General features: G+C 53.4%; 27 protein-coding genes. 26 read left to right on the forward strand and 1 reads right to left on the reverse strand.

Annotated features, from left to right (window positions below; all coding sequences use genetic code 11):
* The first annotated feature begins 10 nt into the window (after positions 1-10).
* The 4 genes from qcrB (at position 11) to RJP21_RS09550 (ending at position 3,342) form a co-directional block, all read left to right on the forward strand.
* Positions 11-682 (forward strand): menaquinol-cytochrome c reductase cytochrome b subunit, encoded by a 672-nt coding sequence (gene qcrB, locus RJP21_RS09535; protein WP_160041310.1) that lies wholly within the window; start codon positions 11-13, stop codon positions 680-682.
* Positions 683-701: 19 nt separating this feature from the next.
* Entirely contained in the window at positions 702-1,580 is an 879-nt protein-coding gene (locus RJP21_RS09540) for a c-type cytochrome (protein WP_310859066.1), read from the forward strand.
* 203 nt (positions 1,581-1,783) lie between these two features.
* Positions 1,784-2,416 carry a DUF1405 domain-containing protein gene (locus RJP21_RS09545; protein WP_310859067.1) on the forward strand — a complete coding sequence of 211 codons (633 nt, stop codon included), beginning with the start codon at positions 1,784-1,786 and terminating at the stop codon, positions 2,414-2,416.
* A 53-nt stretch (positions 2,417-2,469) separates the two neighbouring features.
* On the forward strand, positions 2,470-3,342 hold the full coding sequence (locus tag RJP21_RS09550; RefSeq protein ID WP_310859068.1) for a sporulation protein YpjB: 873 nt from the start codon (positions 2,470-2,472) through the stop codon (positions 3,340-3,342).
* A gap of 136 nt (positions 3,343-3,478) precedes the next feature.
* On the opposite strand, the gene RJP21_RS09555 is transcribed toward RJP21_RS09550, so the two are convergent.
* Positions 3,479-4,348, reverse strand: coding sequence for a YitT family protein (locus RJP21_RS09555; RefSeq protein WP_310859069.1), 870 nt, complete (start codon positions 4,346-4,348; stop codon positions 3,479-3,481).
* A gap of 186 nt (positions 4,349-4,534) precedes the next feature.
* Between RJP21_RS09555 and RJP21_RS09560 the strand changes: the two genes are divergently transcribed.
* From RJP21_RS09560 to RJP21_RS09665, 22 genes are all read left to right on the forward strand, one after another.
* On the forward strand, positions 4,535-4,864 hold the full coding sequence (locus RJP21_RS09560; protein WP_160041320.1) for a nucleotide pyrophosphohydrolase: 330 nt from the start codon (positions 4,535-4,537) through the stop codon (positions 4,862-4,864).
* Between the two features lie 55 nt (positions 4,865-4,919).
* The gene (locus RJP21_RS09565) at positions 4,920-5,456 is read left to right on the forward strand and encodes a tetratricopeptide repeat protein (protein WP_310859070.1); all 537 of its coding nucleotides are present in this window, start codon (positions 4,920-4,922) and stop codon (positions 5,454-5,456) included.
* Positions 5,457-5,481: 25 nt separating this feature from the next.
* A complete protein-coding gene (dapB, locus tag RJP21_RS09570) occupies positions 5,482-6,285 on the forward strand; it encodes a 4-hydroxy-tetrahydrodipicolinate reductase (RefSeq protein WP_310859071.1) in 804 nt (267 codons plus the stop codon).
* Positions 6,286-6,306: 21 nt separating this feature from the next.
* Positions 6,307-6,726 carry a methylglyoxal synthase gene (mgsA, locus tag RJP21_RS09575; protein ID WP_036710090.1) on the forward strand — a complete coding sequence of 140 codons (420 nt, stop codon included), beginning with the start codon at positions 6,307-6,309 and terminating at the stop codon, positions 6,724-6,726.
* Complete coding sequence (gene bshB1, locus RJP21_RS09580; RefSeq protein WP_310859072.1) at positions 6,723-7,424, forward strand: bacillithiol biosynthesis deacetylase BshB1; 702 nt, start codon at positions 6,723-6,725, stop codon at positions 7,422-7,424. The genes mgsA and bshB1 overlap by 4 nt, the downstream gene beginning before the upstream one ends.
* Before the next feature lie 151 nt (positions 7,425-7,575).
* Positions 7,576-8,739: an N-acetyl-alpha-D-glucosaminyl L-malate synthase BshA gene (gene bshA / locus RJP21_RS09585; RefSeq protein WP_310859073.1), complete on the forward strand. Its 1,164-nt coding sequence runs from the start codon at positions 7,576-7,578 to the stop codon at positions 8,737-8,739.
* 30 nt (positions 8,740-8,769) lie between these two features.
* Positions 8,770-10,038: a CCA tRNA nucleotidyltransferase gene (locus RJP21_RS09590; RefSeq protein WP_310859449.1), complete on the forward strand. Its 1,269-nt coding sequence runs from the start codon at positions 8,770-8,772 to the stop codon at positions 10,036-10,038.
* A complete protein-coding gene (locus RJP21_RS09595) occupies positions 10,031-11,008 on the forward strand; it encodes a biotin--[acetyl-CoA-carboxylase] ligase (RefSeq protein ID WP_310859074.1) in 978 nt (325 codons plus the stop codon). The genes RJP21_RS09590 and RJP21_RS09595 overlap by 8 nt, the downstream gene beginning before the upstream one ends.
* 253 nt (positions 11,009-11,261) lie before the next feature.
* The gene (gene panB, locus RJP21_RS09600; protein WP_310859075.1) at positions 11,262-12,134 is read left to right on the forward strand and encodes a 3-methyl-2-oxobutanoate hydroxymethyltransferase; all 873 of its coding nucleotides are present in this window, start codon (positions 11,262-11,264) and stop codon (positions 12,132-12,134) included.
* Positions 12,131-13,012: a pantoate--beta-alanine ligase gene (gene panC / locus RJP21_RS09605; RefSeq protein ID WP_310859076.1), complete on the forward strand. Its 882-nt coding sequence runs from the start codon at positions 12,131-12,133 to the stop codon at positions 13,010-13,012. The genes panB and panC overlap by 4 nt, the downstream gene beginning before the upstream one ends.
* A gap of 3 nt (positions 13,013-13,015) precedes the next feature.
* On the forward strand, positions 13,016-13,399 hold the full coding sequence (gene panD, locus RJP21_RS09610) for an aspartate 1-decarboxylase (protein ID WP_310859077.1): 384 nt from the start codon (positions 13,016-13,018) through the stop codon (positions 13,397-13,399).
* Between the two features lie 124 nt (positions 13,400-13,523).
* Positions 13,524-14,156, forward strand: a complete 633-nt coding sequence (locus RJP21_RS09615) for a tetratricopeptide repeat protein (protein ID WP_310859078.1) — start codon at positions 13,524-13,526, stop codon at positions 14,154-14,156.
* Between the two features lie 138 nt (positions 14,157-14,294).
* Positions 14,295-17,147, forward strand: a complete 2,853-nt coding sequence (gene dinG, locus RJP21_RS09620) for an ATP-dependent DNA helicase DinG (RefSeq protein WP_310859079.1) — start codon at positions 14,295-14,297, stop codon at positions 17,145-17,147.
* Positions 17,148-17,208: 61 nt separating this feature from the next.
* Positions 17,209-17,874 (forward strand): redox-sensing transcriptional repressor Rex, encoded by a 666-nt coding sequence (locus RJP21_RS09625; RefSeq protein WP_160041346.1) that lies wholly within the window; start codon positions 17,209-17,211, stop codon positions 17,872-17,874.
* Complete coding sequence (locus RJP21_RS09630; RefSeq protein ID WP_310859080.1) at positions 17,849-19,162, forward strand: amidohydrolase; 1,314 nt, start codon at positions 17,849-17,851, stop codon at positions 19,160-19,162. Before RJP21_RS09625 ends, RJP21_RS09630 begins: the two co-directional genes overlap by 26 nt.
* Positions 19,163-19,185: 23 nt before the next feature.
* Positions 19,186-19,701, forward strand: coding sequence for a cell wall elongation regulator TseB-like domain-containing protein (locus RJP21_RS09635; RefSeq protein WP_160041350.1), 516 nt, complete (start codon positions 19,186-19,188; stop codon positions 19,699-19,701).
* Positions 19,702-20,031: 330 nt separating this feature from the next.
* Positions 20,032-20,556: a hypothetical protein gene (locus RJP21_RS09640; RefSeq protein ID WP_160041352.1), complete on the forward strand. Its 525-nt coding sequence runs from the start codon at positions 20,032-20,034 to the stop codon at positions 20,554-20,556.
* Positions 20,556-22,058: an AAA family ATPase gene (locus RJP21_RS09645; protein WP_310859081.1), complete on the forward strand. Its 1,503-nt coding sequence runs from the start codon at positions 20,556-20,558 to the stop codon at positions 22,056-22,058. The genes RJP21_RS09640 and RJP21_RS09645 overlap by 1 nt, the downstream gene beginning before the upstream one ends.
* Before the next feature lie 145 nt (positions 22,059-22,203).
* Positions 22,204-23,076, forward strand: a complete 873-nt coding sequence (locus tag RJP21_RS09650; protein ID WP_160041356.1) for a 3-hydroxyacyl-CoA dehydrogenase family protein — start codon at positions 22,204-22,206, stop codon at positions 23,074-23,076.
* A complete protein-coding gene (locus RJP21_RS09655) occupies positions 23,073-24,281 on the forward strand; it encodes an acetate/propionate family kinase (protein ID WP_310859082.1) in 1,209 nt (402 codons plus the stop codon). The genes RJP21_RS09650 and RJP21_RS09655 overlap by 4 nt, the downstream gene beginning before the upstream one ends.
* 50 nt (positions 24,282-24,331) lie before the next feature.
* Positions 24,332-25,627 (forward strand): asparagine--tRNA ligase, encoded by a 1,296-nt coding sequence (asnS, locus tag RJP21_RS09660; protein ID WP_310859083.1) that lies wholly within the window; start codon positions 24,332-24,334, stop codon positions 25,625-25,627.
* Between the two features lie 18 nt (positions 25,628-25,645).
* Positions 25,646-26,338, forward strand: coding sequence for a DnaD domain protein (locus RJP21_RS09665; RefSeq protein WP_310859084.1), 693 nt, complete (start codon positions 25,646-25,648; stop codon positions 26,336-26,338).
* The last annotated feature ends 16 nt before the right edge of the window (positions 26,339-26,354 follow it).

A 26,354-nucleotide genomic window follows, 5' to 3' on the forward strand; every position in this document is an offset into this window, starting at 1 on the left:
GTAGATTCGGATGTTTAAGAATGTCTACAACTGGATTGACGAACGTCTTGATGTCACGCCGATTTGGAGAGACGTTGCTGACCACGAAGTGCCTGAGCATGTTAACCCGGCGCATCATTTCTCCGCTTTCGTGTACTGCTTTGGCGGATTGACGTTTTTTATCACGGTCATCCAGATTCTGTCGGGGATGTTCCTGACGATGTATTACGTACCGGACATCATTAACGCTTATAACAGCGTTGAATACCTGCAAACGCAAGTGGCGTTCGGCCAAATCGTGCGCGGTATGCACCACTGGGGCGCAAGCCTTGTCATCGTCATGATGTTCTTACATACTATGCGCGTGTTCTTCACGGGCTCTTACAAAGCGCCGCGTGAAATGAACTGGGTCGTTGGTATGCTTCTCTTCTTTGTTATGCTGGGTCTGGGCCTCACAGGCTACCTGCTCCCTTGGGATAACAAAGCTTACTTCGCAACGAAGGTTACGTTGGAAATCGCGAATTCCGTTCCTTGGCTTGGGCCAATCATCAAGGAATTCCTGCAGGGCGGAACGATCGTCGGCGCGCAAACGCTCACACGATTCTTTGCACTGCATGTATTCTTCCTCCCGGCCGTATTGCTCGTACTGATGGTGGGACACTTCATTATGATCCGCAGACAGGGCATTTCCGGTCCACTATAATAAGAAGGGAGGAATATCGATGGCACACGGGAAAAATTCAAAAGAAAAAGTTGTATACGTAGGAGACTCCCGCGTTAAAAAAGGCGCAGGATTTATCACTCCTCCGGATTACACCGCGTATCCAGGCAAATCGGAAGCTTTCATCCCTAACTTTCTGTTGAAAGAATGGATGGTCGGCGTTGTCGTGCTCGTAGGATTTTTGGTACTAACCATCGCTGAGCCTGCACCACTGTGGTTCCCGGCGAATCCGAGCGCTTCGATTATTCCGATGCCGGACTGGTATTTCCTGTTCCTGTATCAGTACCTGAAGATGCCATATGCATCCGGCGATTATATCGTGCTTGGTACGATCGGCGTAACGGGCGTTGCCTTCGGTTCGCTGCTGCTTGCTCCGTTCATTGATACGGGCAAAGAGCGCCGTTTCTATCGCAGACCGATTGCTTCATCGCTGATGATTCTTTCTTTGATTGCATGCGTGTATTTGACGAACAGTGCATGGCATCATTATAAAATGGAAATGGCTGAAACGGGCCAAGTACCAGAAAACATTCAGCGTGAAGAAAAAGCTGCCGAGAACAGAGCCAAAGGCCTTCCGACGACAAGCGGCAACCAACAGCAAGAAATTGCGATTGTCGATAAAGAAAACCCGGCGATGGAATCCTTCAAGAAAGCGGGCTGTATCTCTTGCCACGCTGCCGATATGAAGGGTGCCAGCGGACCATCGCTTCGTGGTGTCGGCGACAAACATGATAAAGCGGCGATCATGAAAATTATCAAAGAAGGTTACGAAGGAAGAATGCCGGCGCAGTATGACAATGCGATCGCGGCAGGCCTTACGGACAAAGACATAGATAATTTGGCCGATTGGCTTTCCAAACAAAAGGCCGAAGCTAAATAAGCCGAATATACTTACGAAAAAACCTGATCGTGAAAGCGGTCAGGTTTTTTTAAAGAGGCGGCGTATCGTTCATGAATGGCATGATTGAACATACAAAAAGGTCCTTTTATTCAGTCATTGTACACTAAACTATTTTAGCGGAAGGGATCATTTGTAACCCCACGGCGATTACAATGATCGCATGCCGCCAGGAGGGACGGCAGGTGTCCATTTCGTTTTTCTGGAGCCGCGCATTTTTGACCAACCGGGTTATTTTATGGCTCCTGTTTTGGTGCAATTTGATCGGAACGGTTTACGGATATATGTGGTACGGCGACCAAATCGAATATACGCTCGCGCACAACGCGGTCTGGCAGGTGATATTCGTCCCGGACAGCCCGACGGCAAGTCTCTTTTTTACGATCGGCGTGTTGTTTCTTTTATATCCGCCGCAGTCGGCATTTTTCAAAGGATTCAGCCGGTTGATGGAATCGCTGGCCGTCGTCACCTCCGTCAAATACGGGGTATGGGCGGTGAGCATCATCTTTGCCGGAGCCGCGCAAGGCGACCATTTGGTATGGCAGGATTGGATGCTGGTCGCATCGCATCTGGTCATGGCGATCGAAGCTTTGCTGTTTGTGCGCTTTTTCCGCTTCGGGGCGATCATGCTGATTCCGGCTGCGGCGTGGACGTTTCTCAACGACTTCGTGGATTACACGTTTGGCGTATACCCGTGGCTTCCCGACGTGCTGCGCGACGATCTTGAAGGCGTACAAAATTTCACGCTGGGCCTCACCCTGTTCAGCGTCCTGCTGGCCTGGCTTGTGCTCCGGTTGAGCAAACGCAATTCCGCATAGCTTGTTCTATGTCCATCCCTTCTGCCATACATTTACGGTAGGAGGGATGTCCTATGTTGCGGAGTTTACCGTTCAATCGCAAATATCGATGGTTTATCATATGGTTCGCAGCCTTGATCCTGTCCATGCAGGCTGCGGCCCCGCAGGCGTATGCGGGCGATCGCCAGGTTCCCGAAAGGCCTGAAGATGCCGCCAAGCAGGCTGCAGCGTTAAGCCGGAAGGCGGATGAGCTTTACCAGCACGTCCTTGCAGGCGACATCAATCAGACGAAGGCCAAGCTGCAGGAGATCAACGTCATTTTCGAATCCTCCCCATTGCAAAAGCTGACCACTGTCGAAGGCATGCACGCCCTGTCGGAGAGCATCATCGAAATGAAGGAAGCCATTGCGAGGGTGCAGATCGATAAGGATCAATGGTTTACCGCGTCCGCCAAACTAAGGATGGCAGCCGACAGTTTAAACAATCCCAAACAGCCGATTTGGCTTCAATATTACAAGCTGATCCGCGAGGAGCTCAATCTGATGAGGGCAGGGCTCGATCAAGGAGACATGCTGGCCGTGAAAAAAGCGTATGACCGCCTTCAGGAGCATTATGAAGTCATTCGTCCGGCGGTCATCATCCAACGAACCCCTTCGGACGTGACGATGGCGGATTCCTGGATGTCTTACATGGGGGGACTGGTGAATGCGGTGACGCCCAAACCGGCCGAGGTCGAAAGCATGATCGGGCAGGGCGAAGAAATGTTTAACGGGTTATTCGGCAAGAAAAAGGATTATCCGGCGCTGGCGCCGCTTGAACAGGTCGACGGGTCATGGCCGTGGCTGTTTTGGGGAGGGGCTTTTATCGCCGTCATCCTCGCTTATACCGCTTACCGAAAATATAGAGGCGAAAAAAACAACTTTAAAAAAGTGACGCCAAGGACGTAACGCTCAAAAAGCTCCCTGAACGAAAAGTTCGGAGGAGCTTTTTTTGGCGTACGCAACGTTTTATGCCCGAGTTTTTGCCCAAGACATTTTTGAATTGAGTTCCCACGAGTGAAAAAGGGTAAGCCATCAGGCGCGATCAGGTTTCCTTAAACCCTTCCCCAAGCACGTCATGAACGTCGTTGATGATGACAAACGCCCGGGGATCGATCGATTTGACGATCCCGTTCAATCTCCGGATTTCATGCCTGGCGACGACGCAATACGCCATATGCTTGGCCTGTTTGGAATACGCGCCGATGGCCGGAATCAGCGTGACGCCGCGGTCCATTTCGGCCGTAATTTTGTCGGCGATCGCCGGGGCGTGGTCGCTGATGATTGTAAACGCTTTGGCCGCATAAGCGCCTTCCTGGATAAAATCGATGACCTTGGACGAGATGAATACGGCGACAAGCGTGTATAGAATTTTTTCTCTCGGGATAAAAAATAGGGAAGCGCCGATAATGACGATGTCGATGCCCAAAATGATCTGGCCCATGCTCCAGCCGAATTTGCGGTTGCAGATCCGCGCCACGATATCCGAGCCGCCTGTCGTCCCGCCGAACCGGAACACGATTCCGAGCCCCGCCCCAAGCGTGACGCCGGCATAAAGGGAGGCGAGAATATAATCGTGTTCGGTTTTGAAAGGGGTGATCCAGCCCCGGCTGATCCCTTTTTCGAACAGCCACAAAAAGAACGTCAGCGCGCCGATGCCGACGCCGGTGTAGATCATTTGCCTGCCGCCGAGGATTTTGAGTCCAAGCAAGAAAAGTGGAATGTTCAAAATGAGCGTCGAAAGCGCGGGCGGTATGGCGAACGCGTAGTTGAGCAGGACGGTGACGCCGGTAACCCCGCCTTCCATAAGCTGGTTGGGAATGATGAAATACAAAAGTCCGAACGCGTAAACCGCGGCCCCGAGAATGATCGGCAAAACCGTTTTCAAAGGTGAAATCCATTTTGATAACGTCATGAAACCCCTCGCATTAACCAGAAGTAGGAAGAACAAGCTCTTCGCTCCAATCATAGTATACCTTTTTCGGGGGGATTTAAAAAAGATTTGTGTTCATTTCGCCTTTGCGATAACATATGGAGTAAACTGATACCTTGTCTTAACGGGGTAGAACATGCAGATTTAAAGGGGGATGGTCCATCCGAGATGGAAAAGACACTAGCTGAAATGCAGAGGGAAGTCGACCGGTATATCTCCCAGTTCAAAGAAGGATATTTCAGTCCTTTGTCCATGCTGGCGCGGATGTCGGAAGAGGTCGGCGAGCTGGCTCGCGAGGTCAATCATTCCTTCGGAGAAAAACCGAAAAAAGCCACGGAGGAAGAAAACTCGATCGAGCTTGAACTCGGCGATATTTTGTTCATTACGATCTGTTTCGCGAATTCCCTCGGGATCGACCTGACGGAGGCGCATGACAAGGTCATGCATAAATTCAACACGCGTGACGCCGACCGGTGGACGAAAAAGGACACCGAATAAGCCCGTCATACATATGCTGTACAATAGCCCGTAATGACAGGGGGAGTACGGCAGGATGAAATCCGAACAATTTGTTCAAAAGGCATACCGCTGCATTTTGCAAAATGATTTCGAAGGGGCGCTTCAGTGGTTTGAAGCGGCTGCCGCGGAGGATCCGGGTTCCGCTGAAATCCGTTACCGCTGCTCCGTGACCTATGCGAGAAGCGGAAGGCTCGAAAAAGCGCTCGAGCATGCGCATAAGGCCTGCGAGCTGGACCCGGAGAAATCGGAATATGCCCTGAATCTGCATCATCTGCAATCGATGCGGCTGGTGCAGGACGCAAAAAAGGTGCTCGATTCCGGGGATATGGCGCCTGCCAGCGAGCTGTACCAAACCGTTTCCGGCCTGAAGGAAGCCGTACGGCTTGACCCGCTGTACGGAGAGGCTTACATTTGGCTTGCCGTCGCATACAGCCAGCTCAACGAGCATGCGCTAGCGATTGCATCATTAAAAGAAGCCATCGCCCTTCAGCCGCAGGATAACGGACTGCATGACATGCTGGATCAGCTCAAAAACCGGTTGAGCGCCTATTTGCATGATTCAACTACGTAGCGAAGAAAAGCGGGGGGAAAAGCTGATGTCAAATCAAATCAAAGTTGCCGTGGCCGGTGCGGCCGGAAGAATGGGGAAAGAGGTTGTCAAGCTGGTTCTCGAGGATCCGGACTTGCAGCTGGCCGCTGCGGTGAACCGGTCCCATGAAGGAACGGATGCGGGAACGCTCGTCGGGCTGCCGGCATGCGGCGTCAAGGTGACAAGCGATCTGGAGCTTGCTTTGGTCGAAACGAAGCCGGACGTGCTCGTCGATTTCACGACGCCGCAATTCGCTTATGCCAACACCGCGCTTGCGGTAACCCACGGCGTCCGTCCCGTCATCGGGACCACCGGGTTTACCCCGGAACAAATCGAAGAGTTGGACAAGCAGTGCCAAAGCAAAGGCATCGGCGGCTTGATCGCTCCGAACTTTTCGATCGGCGCCATTTTGATGATGAAATTCGCGGCACAAGCCGCCAAGTATTTTCCTCATCTGGAGATCATCGAATACCATGGGGACCAGAAGCTGGACGCTCCTTCCGGCACCGCGGTCAAAACCGCCGAGCTGATCGCCCAGAACCGCGAAGAAATTCGCCAGGGCAATCCGAAGGAAGAAGAGACGATTGAAGGCGCGCGCGGCGGCTACTACAACGGCTTCCGCATTCACAGCGTCCGTCTGCCGGGCGTTTTCGCCCAGCAGGAAGTCATCTTCGGCGGCTTCGGGCAGACGCTAAAAATACGCCACGATTCCTATGAACGGGCAGGATATATGCCGGGTGTCAAAATGGCGATCGAAAAGGTTATGGGTTATACCGGCATGGTTTACGGATTCGATCATTTTATAGAGTAGCTTCCGAAGGAGTGGGACAGGATGAAAATCGCGTTTATCGCACACGACCGCAAAAAAGACGAAATGGTCAATTTTGTCACGGCATACGAAAATGTGTTTGAAGGCCATGAACTGTATTCGACCGGCACGACCGGCAAACGGATCATGGAAAACACGAACTTGAAAATTCACCGCTTCATGTCCGGCCCGCTGGGCGGCGATCAGCAAATCGGGGCGCTTGTTGCCCAAAACGAGATGGACCTGATCATCTTCCTGCGCGACCCGCTGATGGCACAGCCGCATGAACCGGATATCAACGCGCTGCTGCGGCTTTGCGACGTACAGGGGATTCCGCTCGGAACGAATATCGCAACCGCGGAAATTTTAGTGAAAGCATTGGACCGAGGCGATTTCGCATGGCGCGAGCTCGTACATAAATACAAGCCTGGTGTTGAGGAATGAGCGAAAGGCTGGATATTTTGGTGTTCGGCGCGCATGCGGATGATGCTGAAATCGGCATGGGCGGCACCATTATCAAACATGTGGACGCAGGTTACCGCGTTGGCATTTGCGATCTGACCTATGCCGAGATGTCTTCGAACGGTACGGTGGAACGGCGGCGGCAGGAAGCCGAAGCCGCGGCCGGGGTACTCGGGCTGGCGATGCGAAGCAACCTCGGTCTGCCCGACCGGGGATTGTTTATCACCCCTGAGCATGTACAGCGGATCACCGAAGAAATTCGGCGTTACGCTCCCCGCATCGTGTTCGCTCCTTATTGGGAGGATCGGCATCCGGATCATGTCGCCTGCAGCAAGCTGGTGGAAGAAGCCGTGTTCAACGCCAAGCTCCGCCGGTACATGCCGGACATGCCTGCCGTGCTTGTGGACCAGCTTTATTTTTACTTCATTAATGATATGGGACGGGCGGATGTCATGGTCGACATTACCGCCGAGCAGGCGAGAAAGGAACAAGCGCTTCTCTGCTACCGCTCACAGTTTGAGAGCGCCCTCGGCGAAGAGGATGCCGTTTCGACTCCGCTCAATCAAGGGTATATCGAACGCGTCCGTTCCCGGGACAAGCTGACGGGACAGCGCCGGCTGATTCCGTATGCGGAAGGTTTCGCGGCGCGTTCGCCGTTTCTCGCGGACAAATTCATGTAGAGATCCTTTCAACAAGTCAGGACTGATCTTCGGCAGCTGCGCGAGGGTCAGTTCTGACTGTCTTCTGTGGAGATGCGCCGATAGACGATATTCTTTCGCTTTCAGGACAAAAAATCTTAAACACATCTTTTCGTAAGGGAGGCAGGAAGAATTGAGCCAACCATTAAAAATAGGAATCACGTGTTACCCTTCCCTTGGCGGTTCCGGCGTCGTGGCGACCGAACTTGGGAAGCTTTTGGCCGAAAAAGGGCATCAGGTCCATTTTATCGCGAACAGCATCCCGTTCCGCCTCGGCGGAACGTTTCATAAAAACATTTTTTATCACGAGGTGGAAGTGAGCGACTATTACGTGTTCCGCTATCCGCCGTACGAAATGTCGCTGGCGACGAAAATGGCGCAGGTTGCCAAAATGCAGCAGCTTGACGTTTTGCATGTCCATTATGCCGTGCCGCATGCGGTCTGCGCCTTTCTTGCCAAACAGATGGTGGGAGAACGGCTGAAGGTCGTGACGACGCTTCACGGCACCGACATTACCGTGTTGGCGCAGGACGAGTCGTTAAAAGACCTGATCCGGCTGGCCATCAACGAAAGCGATGCGGTGACGGCCGTTTCCCGGGACTTGATTCAGGAGACGCGGGAAGTGCTCGACATCAGCCGCGACATCGATTTGACGTACAATTTCGTGGACAAACGGATTTATTATCCGCGTGACATCTCCTCGCTCCGCGGGGATTACGCCGAGCCGCATGAAAAAATATTGATGCATATTTCCAATTTCCGGCCCGTCAAGCGGGTGGGGGATGTTGTCGACATTTTCGCGAGGGTTCATGAAAAGATTCCTTCCAAGCTGCTCCTCGTCGGAGAAGGGCCGGAGCTGCCGAAAGTGCAGTGCAAAATCCAAGAGCTCGGCCTTCAGGAAAAAGTGCTTTTCCTTGGAAAGCAGGACGACATCGCGCAGGTGATTTCGCTGGCGGATGTGCTGCTGCTTCCGTCGGAAAAAGAAAGCTTCGGCTTGGTTGCGCTGGAGGCGATGGCTTGCGGCGTGCCGACGGTCGGCTCGATTGCCGGCGGCATCCCGGAGCTTGTCGTTCACGGCGAAACGGGATTTTTGGCTCCGATCGGGGAGACGAAACGGATGGCGGATTACGCAATACAGCTTCTGTCCAATGAAACGTTGGCTGCCACGTTCCGGGAAGCCTGCTTGAAAAGAGCATGCGAACAATTTTGCGACGGGCTGATCACGAAGCAATATGAGCAAATTTATTACCGCGTCCTTGGACGCGGGGTTCCGGAGCTGGATTCGGTCTGCGGCTGACCCGGGTTCGGGGTTACGCTAGGAGGAATGATGTTGGTGCGATGGAAACAAGCCGACGCCGCCATGGCGCGGCAAGGCGAAGAAGTGGTCTCAAGGCTGCTTGAGAACGGGTATGAGGCCTATTGGGTCGGCGGCTGCGTCAGGGACGAGCTGATGGGCAGACCGGTCGACGATATGGACATCACCACCTCCGCATTGCCGGAAGAGGTCCAGACGGTGTTTGAACGGACCGTACCGACAGGGATCCAGCATGGCACCGTCACGGTGCTTAGCGGGAATTACGCGTTCGAGGTAACCACATACCGCGTGGAAGGAGCTTACGAGAAGCATCGAAGGCCTGCCGAGGTGGCTTTCGTTCGCGATTTGAAGGAAGACTTAAAGCGGCGGGATTTTACGATCAATGCGATCGCCAGAGACTTGGACGGAAACGTCGTAGACCCTTTTCACGGAAAAGAGGACCTGAACCGCCGCATCATCCGCTGTGTCGGTGATGCAAAAACGCGCTTTCAAGAAGATGCGCTGCGGATGGTTCGCTGCATCCGGTTCGCTTCGGTGTTCGGATTCGGCATTGCGTACCGGACATGGAGAGGACTTTTTGAGGAACGGGAAAACATCCGCCATGTGGCGATGGAGCGGTTCCGGGTGGAGCTGGAAAAGATGATGGCAGGCAGCAAGCCGTCGAGAGGCCTTGGCCTGCTGTATCGCAGCAAGCTGCCGGCTTACGCCAAAGCTCCTTTTCCGCATGCATCCGAACCGGGATGGATCGGCCTGATCGATGAAATTCCGCCGGGACGGGTCACGGTCCGTTGGGCGTTTCTTCTTTTGGCCTGCGGGTTATCGGCGGACGAAGCAAATGCTCACCTCCGGGACTGGACCTTCCCCAATGCGATGAGGGAGCAAATTGTCGGCATTTTAAACGTCGGGGAAGCTGTAAAAGCGATCGGCGATACCTTGGAGCACCGGCTGGGGTGGATCCGGATCGTGCTTCGGTTCGGGCGGGAAAGCTCCGAGGCGTGGCTGCAGCTGGCGGATACGCTGAGCTCCGGAGGAGCCGCAAACGATTACCCGATCGGCGTCATCCAAAACGGGCGGACGTGGACCGAGGAAATGGCCGTGTACCGGATGTCCGAGCTGGCGGTTACGGGCAAGGATCTGCTGGCCGCGTCGGGGCGCAAGGGCGGGCCGTGGATGGGCGAAATCTTGAACGACTTACTGTTGCGGGTCGCCTCGCGGGCGCTGCCAAACGATAAAAACCGATTAATCGAAGAAGCGAAACAGGTGATATCAACCGATGAGTGAAAAGTTAACGCTGCTGGATTTGCTGCTGGCGAATCCGCAGAAATTTTTGTCCGGCGAGGAAATCAGCCGCAGGTTGTCCGTCAGCCGCACGGCGGTCTGGAAGCAAATCAACAAGCTTAGGGAGGCTGGATACGAATTCGAAGCCGTTCCGAACAAAGGCTACCGGATCGTAACCCAACCCGAACGAATCGATCCTTCGGCGTTAAAAAAGACGTTAAAGACGAAAACCTTTGGCCTAAAGCTGGATGTGCTCGAGACGAGCGTATCGACGCAAGAGGAAGCCAGGGAGCTGGCCGAAGCAGGAGCCCCGGAAGGGACGCTGGTCGTTGCGGAGGAGCAAACGGGCGGCAAAGGCCGAATGGGCCGCAAATGGTTTTCCCCTAAAGGCAAAGGCATCTGGATGAGTCTGGTGCTGAAGCCCGCCCAGCCGCTGCATTACATGCCCCAGCTGACGCTGCTGACCGGGGTTGCGGTATGCCGTGCCGTCCGCAGAGTAACCGGCGTAATGGCCGGACTCAAATGGCCGAACGACCTGCTTGTCGACGGCCGGAAAATATGCGGAATCCTGTTGGAATCGGCCGCGGAGGACGAATACGTCCGTTACTGCATTGCCGGAATCGGCATCAGCGCCAATCTCGACGCCGAAGATTACCCGGATGAGCTGAAACCGGTAGCGACGTCTTTGAAAATCGAAGCGGGAGAGGCGATCGACCGCGTGCAGCTCATTGCGGCGGTGATGGAGGAATTCGAAGCCTTGTACGATTTGTACCGGCAAGAAGGGTTTGCTCCGATCGCCTTGCTGTGGGAGGCGCTGTCCGTCACGCTAGGCAAGCAAGTCACCGTTTATACGGCGGCGGGGCCCGTAACAGGCCATGCGAAAAAGCTGGATCACAGCGGAGCGCTGACGATCGTAACGGAGGATGGGCGGGAACTCCCTGTTTTTTCCGGAGATGTCGAACTTAGACGATGAAATTTTTCGCGGGATTTGGTATACTCACATGTAGAGGCGGTATCGGCACTTGGACCGAACTGCACTCTGCATGTGCATCGAATCACAACAGCATACAGCAAGCATACGTTGGATTCTGCTCTGAGCCGAAGGGACCGAGACAGAAGGGACGATCGCAAGTGACTCTTTTTTGCCCTTTCGGAACCTTTTTAGTGATCTGCAAAAAGGTTTTTTTGTTTTTCTTGCAATAATCCGAAGAAAGGGGCTGCACACTATGGCAGTGAAACATCCGCTTAACATCGTAAAAATGAAAAAGATGAAACAGGAGGGCACCGCGCTTAGCATGGTAACCGCCTATGACTTCCCGACGGCACGGCTGGCGGAGGAAGCGGGCGTCGATATGATTTTGGTCGGCGATTCGCTTGGCAACGTCGTGCTCGGTTACGAATCGACGCTTCCGGTCACCATCGACGATATGGTGTACCATACGCGTTCCGTCGTCCGGGGGGCGGGAAATACCTTCGTTGTCGCGGACTTGCCTTTTATGACATATCACGGGAGCATCGACGAAACGCTGCGCAACGTGCGCAGACTGATGCAGGAGGGCCATGCCCATGCCGTCAAGATGGAAGGCGGGAAAGAAATCAGCGCCGCCGTCGAGACGATCGTTGCGGCCGGCGTTCCCGTGCTGGGACATATCGGCCTTACTCCGCAGTCGGTGAACCAAATCGGGGGATACCGGATTCAGGGGAAAGACGAGCAGGATGCCGAACGCCTTTTGGAAGACGCGAAAGCTCTCGAAAAAGCCGGCGCCTTCGGCGTCGTCCTGGAGCTTGTAACCGAACAGGTGGCGGCCTATATTACGTCGCAGCTGTCCATCCCGACGATCGGCATCGGCGCCGGACGCGGCGTTGACGGCCAGGTGCTCGTTTTCCATGATATATTCCAATACGCTTCCCCGTACCGCACCAAAAAATTTGTCAAAACGTTCGGCGATGCCGGAACGATGATCCGCGAAGGTTTGGCTCAATACGTCAAAGAAGTGAAAGAACGTTCTTTCCCGGATGAGAGCCATGTATTTACAGCAGACGACCATGTCGTGGAAAATTTGTACGGCCGGGGCCGGGAAAAGGTGAATAAAGCATGAAAGCCGTTCGAACCATCGCAGAACTAAGAAACGAAATTCAGAATTTAAAATCATCGAACGAGAAAAAAACGGTCGGTTTGGTGCCGACGATGGGATATCTCCATGAAGGTCATGCCAGTTTGATCCGCGCCGCGAAGGAAAAAACGGATATCGTCGTGGTCAGCATTTTCGTCAACCCGATCCAATTCGGACCGGGGGAAGATTTTGAAACCTACCCGCGCGATGAACAACGAGATTTGGCCGCTGCGGAAAAAGCCGGCGCCGATCTGGTGTTTCTTCCGTCCGTGGAGACGATGTATCCGAAGGCGACCAAAACGAAAATTGCCGTGTCCGAGGTGACTTCGGGCTTGTGCGGCGCTTCGCGTCCAGGGCATTTCGACGGTGTGACGACCGTGGTCGCCAAGCTGTTTAACATCGTCCAGCCGGACGCCGCTTTTTTCGGCATGAAGGACGCGCAGCAGGTCGCCGTCATCCAGCAGATGGTTTACGACCTCAATTTTAACGTTAACATCGTCCCTTGCGCGATTATCCGGGAAGAGGACGGTTTGGCGCTCAGTTCCCGCAACGTGTACCTGAGCACTGAAGAACGCAAGCAGGCGCTGGTCCTCTCCCGTTCGCTGCGCGAAGCGAAAGAAGCGCTGGAGGACGGCCAAATTCGGACCGCGGGCGAAGCCAAAGCCTTTTTGACCGCAAAAATCATGGACTCCCCGCTGGCCGACATCGACTATGTCGAAGTTGCGGCATTTCCGGCGCTGACGCCGCTTGCGGAGGGCGAAAACGTCCTTGAACAAAACGGAGCCGTGTTGATGGCGCTCGCCGTCAAATTCGGACGAACCCGTTTGATCGACAATAGCTTGCTTCATCCGAAAGGGGAATGAGACATGTTTAGAACGATGATGAAGTCCAAAATACATCGCGCTACCGTTACCGAAGCGAATTTGAATTACGTAGGCAGCATTACGATCGATGAAGAGCTGATGGAAGCGGCCGACCTGCTCGAGAACGAAAAGGTACAGGTGGTCGACAACAACAACGGCGCCCGGCTGGAAACGTATGTCATTCCGGGGCCGCGCGGCAGCGGCGTCATTTGCCTTAACGGCGCGGCAGCGCGTTTGGTTCAGCCCGGGGATACGGTCATTATTATGTCCTATGCGATGATGTCCAATGACGAAGCCAAAACCTTTAAACCGACGGTCGTGTTCGTCAATGAACAGAACCGGCCGCTGACGACGATGAACAAAGAAGTCCACGCGACGATCATTTAAGGGCGGCACCTAACGAAGACAAGGAATGGCAGGCTCCGCGGAGAATGAAAACCGCCGCTTCAACAAAAAATGAATGCAGGTGACCGCACTGATTTCATTTTTAGTTTAAGGGTGGGATGCAGCGATGTTCCAGCATGTATTCGCGGAAATGAACCACATGTTAGATGAAATCATGAAACATTACCCGACGGCGGAAGAGCCCCAGAAACATCAGCTGATCCAGAAATGGAACATGCTGAAAACGATGAGCGACGGCATCATTGATGAATGGTTGTCCTTCGAGGAAAAGATGGGGGAATTCCGCCAGCATGTCGAGGTGCCCGCCGCCTTATTTTCTCATCAGAGCTCGCCCGAAATGGAATTAAGCGCATTCGTGCGCGGTCAAGGTTACTTCCGGCTGCTGATGTACCGGCAGGCCGCGCAGCAGTTTTCCCAAGTCATCCGTCAATATCCCGACAGTCTTTTGGCAAGGATGTATTTGGCCATGTCCCACTTGCATATGGACGAAACGGAGGAAGCGCAAAAAAACTTCCAATGGATTCTTCCGCTCGCCAAAAGCCAAAAGCTGAAGGCGATGATTTACAATGCTTTGGGCTGCATCGCCGTGAAGCATGGAGCGACGGGAAAAGCGCAGGAATTTTTTACCGTCGCGTTGCAGTGCGATCCCTCGCTGCCCGATCCGCTCATTAATTTGAAGGTGTGCCAGCAGAACCGCGGTCAGCTTCAATACGGCAGCCAGCTGATTTCGATGATGTAGGAAAATGCGAAGAGGCCGATGCATATGCGCTTTCGGTAAGCGCCTAGCGCATCGCCTTTTTGCTGTCCGTTAATTTTCAAATGTGAAATCTTCTGTTATGCTGGTAATTGAGACTGGAATGAAAGGATTAAAAGAATCATGAAATTTGCCGTACTGGATTTTGAAACGACAGGCAACCAGTCCGCCGATGAAATCATTCAAGTTGGACTTGCCATCATAGAAGAAGATTTGACCATATCCCGCGTGTACGGTTCCTATGTCAAACCGACGGTGGAAATACCGCCGTTCATTACGGGGCTTACCGGCATTACGGAAGAGGATGTGGCGGATGCGCCGCCGTTGGAAGAGATGCTGATGGAACTCGTGCCGATGCTGGACGATGTCGTTCTGGTGGGGCACAACGTCGCGTTTGACTTCAATTTCCTGCAGAACGCGCTCGACAGCAGCGGGTATCTTCCGTTCTCCGGGCGAATTCTCGACACGCTGGATTTTCTGAAAATATGTTTTCCGTCGTTGACCTCCTACCAATTGGGACAGGTGACGTCGCATTTCGGCATCCAGCATGACCGTCCCCATCAGGCGGATAGCGATGCGTTGGCCACGGCATATGTATTTTTGAAATGTCTGGCAGAATTAAACGACCTTCCGCTCATTACGCTGCAGCGGCTCAGCGAGCTGTTTGCGGATGAAGACAGCGACCTCGGGTGGTTTTTCGACGGATTGTGCCAGGAAAAAGAGCAGGAGCCGATCCAGGACTTGAACAGCCACAATTTCTACCGTCAGTTCGCCCTGGCCGTCGAAGACTGGACCGAGATGAAACCTCCGCGGGACGAGGCGGAAGGCAATCCGCTCGCCGGGATGGAATTTGACGAATATTTGGGCGAAATCCAGAAACGGCTTAAACTAATTATGCCCCAATACGAGGAGCGCGAACCGCAATCGATGATGTTCGACCAGGTGATGAACGCGCTGAATGAAGACAAGCATTTGCTGATCGAAGCGGGAACGGGGACCGGCAAATCGCTTGGTTACCTCATTCCATCCATATACCAAAGCGTCAAGCAGCAGCAGAAAGTGATGATCAGCACGCATACGATCAACCTTCAGGAGCAGCTGCGCGAGCGGGACGTGCCTTTATTGACGCAGGTTGTGCCGTTTCCGTTCAAGGCGGCCGTCTTTAAGGGCAGACAACATTATTTGTGTTTGAGAAAATTTGAACATAAAATAAACAGAAGAGACTTTTTTAATCCCAAGGAAGATACGATTACGGCGGCGCAAATGATCGTATGGCTGGCGCAGACCGAAAACGGGGATGACGAAGAACTGAATCTCGGCGGAAGGGGCGGCGATTTCTGGGAAACGGTAAGCAGCGATTCGGATTCCTGCCTGGGACGAAGCTGCCCATGGTTCCGCAAATGTTATTACCACCGGGCGAAACATGAGGCGGGCATCGCGGACGTGGTCATCACGAACCACTCCAAGCTGTTCACCGACGTCAAAGCAGGACATCAGCTGCTGCCGTCTTACGAACGTCTCGTCATCGACGAGGCCCATCATTTGGAGGACGTGGCCGGCAAGCATCTAGGCCTGAATATGAAGTATTTTAGCGTCGTCCACACGCTGACACGGCTGTACAAAGATTCGCGCAGCGGACAGCTTATCGCTCTTCGCCAGCAGCTGCAGCCGTCCGGACAGGAGCGGGCAAGCGACTGGATCGCCGCGATTGACCGCATGAGCGAAGATTTGGTGGACGTCAAGGAAACATGGGATAAGCTCAGCGAATCCCTTTTCGCCCTGATGCCGGAACGAAATGACGTTTCGCCGGGCGAAGCGGGGCAATTCGTGCTCCGGCTGCAGCCGTCGAAATGGCCGCAGGAGTGGGAAGCGCTGAAGGGGCTGGAAAACCAGATCCACGTCAAAATCAGCGAGATCGTCCGCCGCGGCGAAAAAATGCTGGCGGAATACAAGGAAAACGAAGACGATTACAGCGCCGACAGCCTGATTACAGACCTCAGCGGCCTGTTCAAGGATCTTGCCGCCGAACGCGACGACCTGCGGACCTTCATGAACTTGAACGATGAAACCGTCGTTTATTGGATGGAAGCCAGCAGCCATTTCCGCAGCAAATCGCTGCAGTTGTACGCGGTCCCGGTGGATGTCAGCAAACAGCTGAAGGAATTGTTTTTCGACAAAAAGAAAAGCGTTATTTTAACGTCGGCGACGTTGTCGGTAGACAAATCCTTCCAATATATGATCGACAATCTCGGCCTGGAGGAAGACCAGGAAAGCGGTCGCCTCGTGACCGTGCAGCTTCCGTCTCCGTTCAAATACCGGGATCAGGCGCTTCTCGTCATCCCGCGGGATTTCCCCAGCGTCAAAGGAAGCGTCGGCGACGCCGTGTTCGTCGATACGCTGGTGCGCTCCTTGGCGGACGCGGCCGTTGCGACGCACGGGCGGATGCTGGTGCTGTTCACTTCGTACCGGATGCTGCGGCAGGTGCATGAGCCGTTGAAAAACACCCTTGCGGGCAGCGACATCACCGTTCTCGGCCAAGGCGTCGACAGCGGCAGCCGTACCAAGCTCATCAGACGTTTCCAGGACAGCAGCGCTTCGGTGCTGCTCGGTACGAGCAGCTTCTGGGAAGGGGTCGATATCCCCGGCGAGGCATTGACCTGCCTTGCGATCGTAAGGCTTCCGTTCCAGCCGCCAAACCATCCGCTGTACGAAGCGAAAGCGGAGCTTTTACAGCGCCAGAAAAAAAATCCGTTCATGAAGCTTTCCGTGCCTCAAGCGGTTATCCGTTTTAAACAGGGGTTCGGCCGCTTGGTTCGCACGGCGAATGACCGCGGCATCGTCATCGTTTACGATACGCGGGTGATCGAGTCTTATTACGGGAAATATTTTCTCTACTCCTTGCCGGGGCCAAAGATGGAGCATATGAATACGGAAAAAATGGTTCCCCGTATATCTGAATGGCTTCAAGAGGGTTAACGCACCTCTTTTCATACGATGTTAACGATAGAAATTAAGCTGTTAAATAGGGGGAACAAGCATGAAATCGGAGAAAATTTCCGAAGCGGTCGTCCGCAGACTGCCTGTATATTTACGTTATTTGAATGATTTGAACAAGCGGGAGGTTGCGACGGTCTCCTCCCAGGAGCTTGGCCTGAAACTCGACCTGAATCCGGCGCAAATCCGCAAGGATCTTGCCTATTTCGGCGATTTCGGCCGGAAAGGGATCGGGTATGACGTTTCGTACCTGATCGAAAAAATCCGCCACATTCTGAACCTGGACCAGCAGATCAACGCGGTGCTGGTAGGCGCCGGGAATTTGGGCCAGGCCCTTTCGAATTACAACTATTACCTTCGCGAAAACATTAAAATCGTGGCGGTGTTCGACGAAAATCCGAAAAAGATCGGAAAACGGATCAATACGCTTACGGTGCAGCCGATGGAGGAAATGACGGACACGATCAAAAAGCACAATATCCGGATCGGCATCATCACCGTGCCCGCCGTCGAAGCCCAGAACGTGGCGGATCAATTGATCGGGGCCGGAATCGAAGCGATTCTGAACTTCGCGCCGACGATCCTGAAGGCTCCGGCCAACATCCGGATTCATGCGGCGGACTTTACGACCGACCTGCTGAGCTTGGCATATTATTTGGATAACGGAAAGGAAGGTTCTACCGATGACGGAGAACAAGACAACGAATAAATGGATCATCGCGAACGGCAGCTTTGCCGTGCCTGATCAAGACAAGCCGGTAATCCGCGGATATATGGTGATCGAGGACGACCGCATCGCTTATATCGGGGAAGAAAAACCGGAACTTGAAGGCGATGTTCCCGTATTCGACGGGACGCATCTGTTTTTTATGCCCGGATTGGTCAATACGCACGGACATGCGGCGATGTCGCTGCTGCGCGGATACGGGGATGATCTGGCCCTGCAAATCTGGCTTCAGGAAAAAATGTGGCCGATGGAAGCCAAATTCACTTCATCCGATGTCTACTGGGGTACGTCCTTATCCGTACTGGAAATGCTGAAAGGCGGCACGACAACCTTCCTCGACATGTACGACCATATGGATCAAGTGGCGAAAGTGACGGAAGAATCGGGAATCCGCGCCTCCCTGATGCGCGGCGTCATCGGTTTGTGTTCCGAGGAGCTTCAGCGCCACAAGCTGAACGAGGCGATCCAATTCGCGCGCGACTGGAACGGAAAGGCCAACGGCCGGATCACGACCATGATTTCGCCGCATGCGCCGTATACCTGCCCTCCGGATTATATCGAAAAATTCGTGCAGGCGGCGCATGATATGGATCTGCCGATGCATACCCATATGTCCGAAACGATGGCCGAAGTGGAGCAAAACGTCAAGGAATACGGTTTGCGTCCGGTTGCCCATCTGGAAAAGCTCGGCGTATTTTCGAGACCGTCTCTGGTGGCGCATGCCGTTCATTTGACCGATGAAGAAATCGGCATTTTGGCGAGCAACAACGTGGCCGTTTCCCATAACCCGGGAAGCAACCTGAAGCTGGCAAGCGGCGTGGCGCGCGTGACGGACTTGCTCAAGGCCGGAGTGACGGTCTCTCTGGGAACCGACGGAGCGGCAAGCAATAACAATTTGGATATGTTCGAAGAAATGCGTCTCGCCGCATTGATCCATAAAGGGGTTTCCGGCGATCCGACGGCAATTCCGGCGTACGAAGCGCTGAAAATGGGAACGGTCCACGGCGCGGAGTCCCTTTTCCTGAAAGACGTCGGCACGCTGGCTCCGGGAATGAAAGCCGATTTCATCGCGCTCAACACCGACCAGGCCCATTTTCTTCCGCACACCGATCTGATTTCCCACGCCATTTATTCAGCTTGCGGCAAAGACGTCGAGCACGTATGGGTGGACGGCAAGCAGGTCGTGAAACACGGCGCCTGCCTGACCATGGACGAAGAGCGCATCCGCCGGGAAGCCCAAGCCGCTTTTGAAGGTCTCTTGGCCCGATAGGACGGCAACAGATAGGGGAGCTTATGCTGAAGAATAAGAAGAAATGGATTTTTCTCGGAATCGTCGTTTTGCTGCTGCTTGTTTTCGGACTTTACCGTTATTACATATACGTAACTCAGGACATCCGGGCCCAGGAGACGGCAGCGATTCTGAAGGCGAAGCAGGAGACCAGCCTCGTAAAGGTGACCGAAGCCCAAAAATCGGTGTGGGATACGATCTGCTGGGCGATCGAAGGCTTGGACAAAGACAATCGGCCGGTGATGGTATGGGTAACGATGGACGAAGACGGCAAAGTCAAATCCGGCGAAGGCACGGTTCACGAAGAGCTGCTTTCAAACGGCATTTCGGAAAATCAGGTCAGGGAGAAGGCGCTGAAGGAGATACCCGACGTGAAAAAGCTGAAGATCGTGCCTGGAATGTATAACGGCCAGTATGCCTGGCAGCTTTTTTACTGGTCGAAGGATCATTATTACTACCAATTCTATCGGTTTAGCGACGGCCAAAGCATCGGAGGCCCGTTTACGCTGCCGAACCGGTAATGAAAAATAGGCGTCATATGTAGATTTGTCCGTTCAAGAATGAAAAAGAACCTCATGAAAATGGGGTTCTTTGGCGTGAGCAGGATAATATTTTAAATACTTTCACACATTACCTTCGATTTAGTATATACGATGTGATATACTCTTCATTGTAGTGATTCGATATACTCTATCGATCTGGTGTGACAGTCGTGTCGAAATGCAAATCGGAAAAGTCCTGAATGACCGTGACGAGATGCTTATGCTTAAAGCTCTTTGCCGCGGTTGTCTATTTTTCGTATGATATATATATAGAAAATAGTTTTAGAATATGAGAGGAGGACATACGTTTTGAAACTGCGTCCAATACCAATTGCGATTACTGTTGTCATATCGGCGGCGCTGCTGTTCGGAGGCTGGTTCATTTACCGCCAGACGACGATGCAGGGTCCGCTGCAGAAAATCGTTCAAAATTATAAAGGCGTCAACAACGCCCAATTCGATATTAGCCGCAATCAGATCAACCTGAAGCTGGATTTGAAGCCGGACACGAACCTTTCCGGCCTTGTGAATCAAATTACGACGCAAGGCAAATCGGTGGTGGGGAACCGCGAGCTGAATTTCGACTTTGTGGACCACTCTTCCGATAAGCTGAACCGTTTTTGGGACTCGGCCATGTTTTCCGTAGCGGAAGCGATGGATAACAAGAAATATACCGAAATTCCGGCCAAGCTGGATCAGCTTGCGAAAGATACCGGCATTAAAACCCAAACGGAAATGGATGCCAAAAACGTGTATATCGGCCTTAGCGACGGCGAACACAGCAAATTTATCGTATTACCCCGGAACCCCGGAAAGATTGGGGTGTGGGAATAATGCCTAGATGGTCCAAAGAGATTCTCATCGGATTCGTTCCGGTGCTGCTCATATTTCTGGCATATATCGGCGTCAACATCATTCCGCTGATCATCGCGACGCTGCTTGTCGGCGGGCTGCTGTTCATGGCGAGCGTTCGCGGCGGGCTGGCCGTAGGGGCCGGAACGGAACGCAAACGCAAGAAGAGAGGCCCCAAGAAGCTGACGTTCGAAGAAATCGGCGGGCAGGATCATGCCAAGCAGGAGCTGATGGAAGCCCTGGATTTTTTGATCAAACATGAAGAGATCCGCAAGCTGGGCATCCGCCCGTTAAAAGGGATTCTGCTCACGGGTCCTCCCGGAACAGGCAAGACGCTGATGGCCAAAGCCGCGGCTCATTACACGGATTCGGTATTCGTGGCTTCTTCAGGCAGCGAATTCGTCGAAATGTACGTCGGCGTCGGCGCGGGACGTGTGCGTGAATTGTTCCGCGAAGCGCGAAACCGAGCCGTGAAGGAAAACAAGCAAAGCGCCATCATTTTCATCGATGAGATCGACGTCATCGGCGGCAAACGCGAGGGCGGCCAGCAGCGCGAATACGACCAGACGCTGAACCAGCTGCTGACCGAGATGGACGGAATTTATTCGTCCGACAGTCCGAGAATTTTGCTGATCGCGGCGACGAACCGCAAAGAAATGCTCGACAGCGCGCTGCTCCGTCCGGGCCGCTTCGACCGGCATATCCAGGTCGATCTGCCCGACAAAAAGGGCCGGGAGCATATTCTCCGGCTCCATGCAAAAAACAAACCGCTGAAAACCGATGTCGATCTCGGAAAAATCGCCGAAGAATCCTTTGGCTTTTCCGGGGCCCAGCTGGAGAGCGTCATGAATGAAGCAGCCATTTATGCGATGCGTGAAGGGCTGAAAGAAATAGAACAAAAACATTTGTCCATGTCCATTGACAAAGTGATGATGGGCGAACGCACCGACCGTGAATCGACGCTGGAAGAGAAAAAACGCGTCGCGATCCACGAACTCGGACATGCCATCATGGCGGAGCTCGTACGGCCCGGCAGCGTGAGCCAGGTAGCGCTCAGCCCGCGCGGCAAAGCGCTTGGATATGTGCGTCATAATCCGACGCAGGAGCAGTATCTGTATACGAAAACGTTCCTGGAAGAGCAGATTATGATTGCGCTTGGAGGAGCTGCGTCGGAAGAAATTTTCTACGGCGGACGAAGCACGGGTTCAAGCAACGACTTCGAGCAGGCGCTCAACATCGTGCAGACCATGATGAAATCCGGATTGACCTCGCTAGGCATCGTGGATTTGGATATGGTCACGAAAGAAGAGCTGATGAAAGAAAATACCGCCATCCTGGAAGATCTCATGAAACGGACACGGACGATGCTGGAAGAACGCCGTACAATCTACGAGCAGTCGCTCGATATCCTTTTAAAGGAAGAAACGCTGTCCGGCGACCAATTCCGTCGACTATTTCGTGAACATTCCCAATTACCAGCATAATTCTATGATGCTGGTCTTTTTTTTTACTTTTTTTTTATGCTAAGTTATTATTATAGTTTGGGTCACCATGTACCTCACATACAAAAGGTTATATGGGTACAACATAGAAAAAGCATAAGTGGCCATAGGAAGGTGGAAGAGAAACATGTATTTTAAAAAGATTGGCGTTATCGGCGGCGGTACGATGGGCCAAGGCATCGCCGAGATGCTGGCGACACGCGGCCTCGATGTGCTGCTCGTGGAAAAAACGCCGGAGAAGCTCGATTACTCTTATTCCATGATCGAACTCAGCCTGGATAAGCAGCTTGAAAAATGGGCGATTACCCAAGCGGAAAAAAAATTGATTTTGGGCAGAATTCATAAAGTGGTGCATCTTGCGGAGCTCGGCACTTGCGACATGGTCATCGAAACGATTTCCGAAGACCTGGACGCAAAACGCGTCGTCTTCTCCCAGCTGGATCAGGTATGCCCTAGCCATATTATTCTTGCCAGCAATACTTCTTCGCTCAGCTTGACCGAGCTGGCCAGCTCGACCATGTATCCGGAGCGCGTCATCGGCATGCATTTCATTCATCCGGTCAGCAAAGTGGATCTGGTGGAAATTATCCGCGGATTAAAAACATCGGACACGACCTTCACGGAAACGAAACGTTTTGTCGAGGAAGTCGTTCACAAAAAAGGCATCATGGTATACGAATCTCCAGGTTTCGTGTCCAGCCGGATGATCTGCCTCATGATCAACGAAGCGCTGCACATTCTCCAGGAAGGGGTTGCGTCTCCCGAGGACATCGACGATGCGATGCGCATCGGGTATCAGTTCCAATACGGTCCGCTGGAGATGGCCGACCGCTTCGGCCTGGATTCCGTTCTTGCGGCTTTGGAGCGGATGTTCCGCGAATTCGGCGAACTGAAATACCGTCCTTCGATCGTGCTTAAAAAGATGGTGCGCGCGGGGCATTTGGGCGTCAAAACGGGCGAAGGCTTCTTCAAGTATGACAAGGATGGTGACCGGGCATGAAAATTCTAGTAATCAACGCGGGAAGTTCTTCCCTCAAATACCAGCTGTACGACATGACCGACGAATCGGTACTTGCCAAAGGTTTGGTAGAGCGAATCGGGATGGATTCTTCCATCGTGACCCACAAACCTACGGGCAAAGCCGAGGTGACGGAAGTCAGCGAGATCTTGGAGCATACGACGGCGATTCGCAAAGTGCTCGGCCTGCTGACAAGCCCCGAGCACGGCGTGATCGGCTCGATCGGCGAGATCGAAGCGGTCGGGCACCGCGTTGTCCACGGCGGCGAGTATTTTGGCGAGTCTGCGATCGTCGACAGCGACGTGAAGTCCAAAATCCGCCAGCTGTTCGACCTGGCTCCGCTTCATAACCCGGCTTCCATGATGGGGATCAAGGCTGCCGAAGCCAACATGCCGAGCATTCCGCAGGTGGTCGTTTTCGATACCGCCTTCCATCAATCGATGCCGGAGCATGCTTATCTGTACGCCATTCCGAGAGTGCTCTACAAAAAACATAAAGTAAGACGTTACGGCGCCCACGGCACGTCGCATGATTACGTCAGCCTGGCTGCTGCGGAATTCCTTGGCCGCAACATCGAGGATTTGAAAATCATCACCTGCCATATCGGCAACGGAGCCAGCCTCACGGCCGTCAAAAACGGGCGTTCCATCGATACTTCGATGGGCATGACGCCGCTTGAAGGTTTGATGATGGGAACGCGCAGCGGCGATCTGGACCCGGCGATCGTACCTTTTGTCATGAACAAAGAAGAACTGACGGTCAACGAAGTCAATTCGATGCTGAACAAACATAGCGGACTTTTGGCGATTTCGGGCATAAGCAGCGATATGCGGGAAATTACCGAAGGGATGCAAAACGGCGACGCCAATTCAAAGCTGGCATTCGACATGTACGAATACCGCCTCCGCAAATACATCGGTTCGTATGCGGCCGTCATGAACGGCGTCGATGCGATCGTCTTCACGGCAGGCGTCGGAGAGAATTCGGTTGTTTTGCGGGAGAAAGTATGCGAAAATTTGACTTATCTGGGCGTCGAGCTGGATAAGGAATTAAACGAGATCCGCTCCGGCGAACCGCGCCGCATTTCTTCGGCCAATTCCAAGGTGGAAGTCCTGGTGGTTCCGACCAACGAAGAGCTTGTCATTGCCCGGGACACAAACCGCCTTGTAAAGGGATTGAAGTCGTAGATTCGATGGCTCGAATTTAAGCAAGTTATTGTAAAGGGAGAGATTTAGGCATGGCCACCAAAAGTGTGATTCGTGACGTGAATAAGCACGTAGGAGAAACCGTTACGATCGGCAGTTGGATTCATAACAAACGTTCCAGCGGAAAAATCCAGTTTCTGCAGCTGCGTGACGGCAGCGGATATATTCAAGGCGTCGTCGTCAAAAGCGAGGTTTCCGAGCAAGTATGGAATGACGCCAAAAGCTTGACGCAGGAAAGCTCGGTCTACGTGACCGGCGTCATCCGCGAAGAGCCCCGGAGCCAATCCGGCTACGAGATGACGGTGACGGGAATCGAGATTATCCACCTGACCGAAAATTATCCGATTACCCCGAAAGAACACGGCGTCGATTTCCTGATGGACCATCGCCACCTGTGGCTGCGCGCGCCGAAACAGCGCGCCATTCTGGTCATCCGCAGTGAAATCATCCGCGCCATTCAGGAATTTTTCGATCAAAACGGATTCACACTGGTCGATCCGCCGATTTTGACTCCGACATCCGCAGAAGGAACGACGAACCTGTTCCACACGAAATATTTCGAAGAGGATGCCTATTTGACGCAGAGCGGTCAGCTGTACATGGAAGCCGCGGCGATGGCGCTCGGCAAAGTATATTCCTTCGGACCGACGTTCCGGGCCGAAAAATCCAAAACCCGCCGCCACCTGATCGAGTTTTGGATGATCGAGCCGGAAATGGCTTTCACCGATCACGAGGAAAGCCTTCGGATCCAGGAGCGGTTTATCGAGCATGTCGTTCAATCCGTCGTGAAAAACTGCAGAACGGAGCTTGAGACGGTCGGACGCGATGTTTCCAAGCTGGAAAGCATCAAAGCTCCGTTCCCGCGCATCACGTACGACGATGCCATCAAGTTCCTGCAAGGGGAAGGCTTCGACATTCCTTGGGGCGAGGACTTCGGCGCTCCGCATGAAACGGCGATTGCCGAAAAATACGACAAGCCCGTGTTCATCACGCATTATCCGGCCGGAATTAAGGCATTCTATATGAAACCGGACCCGAACCGTCCGGAAGTCGTGCTGTGCGCGGACATGATCGCGCCGGAAGGCTACGGCGAAATCATCGGCGGTTCGCAGCGGATCGACGATCCTCAGCTGTTGGAACAACGCTTTAAAGAACATGACCTGTCGATGGAAACGTATCAGTGGTATATGGATCTGCGCACGTATGGCACCGTTCCGCACTCCGGATTCGGCCTCGGTCTGGAACGTACGGTAGCTTGGATTTGCGGTCTGGACCACGTCCGTGAAACGATTCCGTTCCCTCGCACGCTGTATCGCCTCTATCCTTAATTGGGAGAGATGACGATCATGGACAGCGCAGGATGGAAGACATGGGCCGATGGAGCTTCGGCCGGCTTGGGAGCGGGCATGGCGATCATTCCGCACATGCTGCTTCGGCACTACCGCAAGCTGAAGCTAAGCGATCAAGAGGTGCTTCTGCTGATTCACCTTATTTCGTTCAAGCAGGTGGAGCAAAAAGATTTTCCGACACTGGAAGAGCTTCAGGAAGTGATGGGAATTTCGGCCCAAGCCATCGCGCAAAACCTTCAGAAGCTGCTCAAAGCGGGGATGATCAGCATCGACGAAGAGCTGGACGAATTGCGGAACATTCAATACGAACGCTACAACCTGTCCGGCTTGTACGAGAAGCTGGGCCGGCTTCTGGCCGAGCAGCATCGTCATCCGTCCGAACAGCCTACCCGCCGGAACACGGCGGCGGAGCCCGAGCAGGAGCCGGGCAGCAATCTGTTCGTCGTATTCGAGAAGGAATTCGGGCGGCCGCTATCGCCGATGGAATGCGAAACGATTTCCGGCTGGATCGACGACGACCGGTATCCGGAAGAATTGATCCGGATGGCATTAAAGGAAGCGGTTTTCGCCGGAAAGGTTCATTTCCGGTATATCGACCGGATTTTGCTTGAATGGAGCCGCAACCGCGTCAAAACGGTCAGCGATGCGAAAGCCTATACGCAAAAATTCCGCAATGGCGGACGAGCATAACGAAAATAAAAATCGG

It is taken from the genome of Paenibacillus sp. VCA1, assembly GCF_031583795.1.
Classification (GTDB): Bacteria; Bacillota; Bacilli; order Paenibacillales; family Paenibacillaceae; genus Paenibacillus_AQ; species Paenibacillus_AQ albilobatus.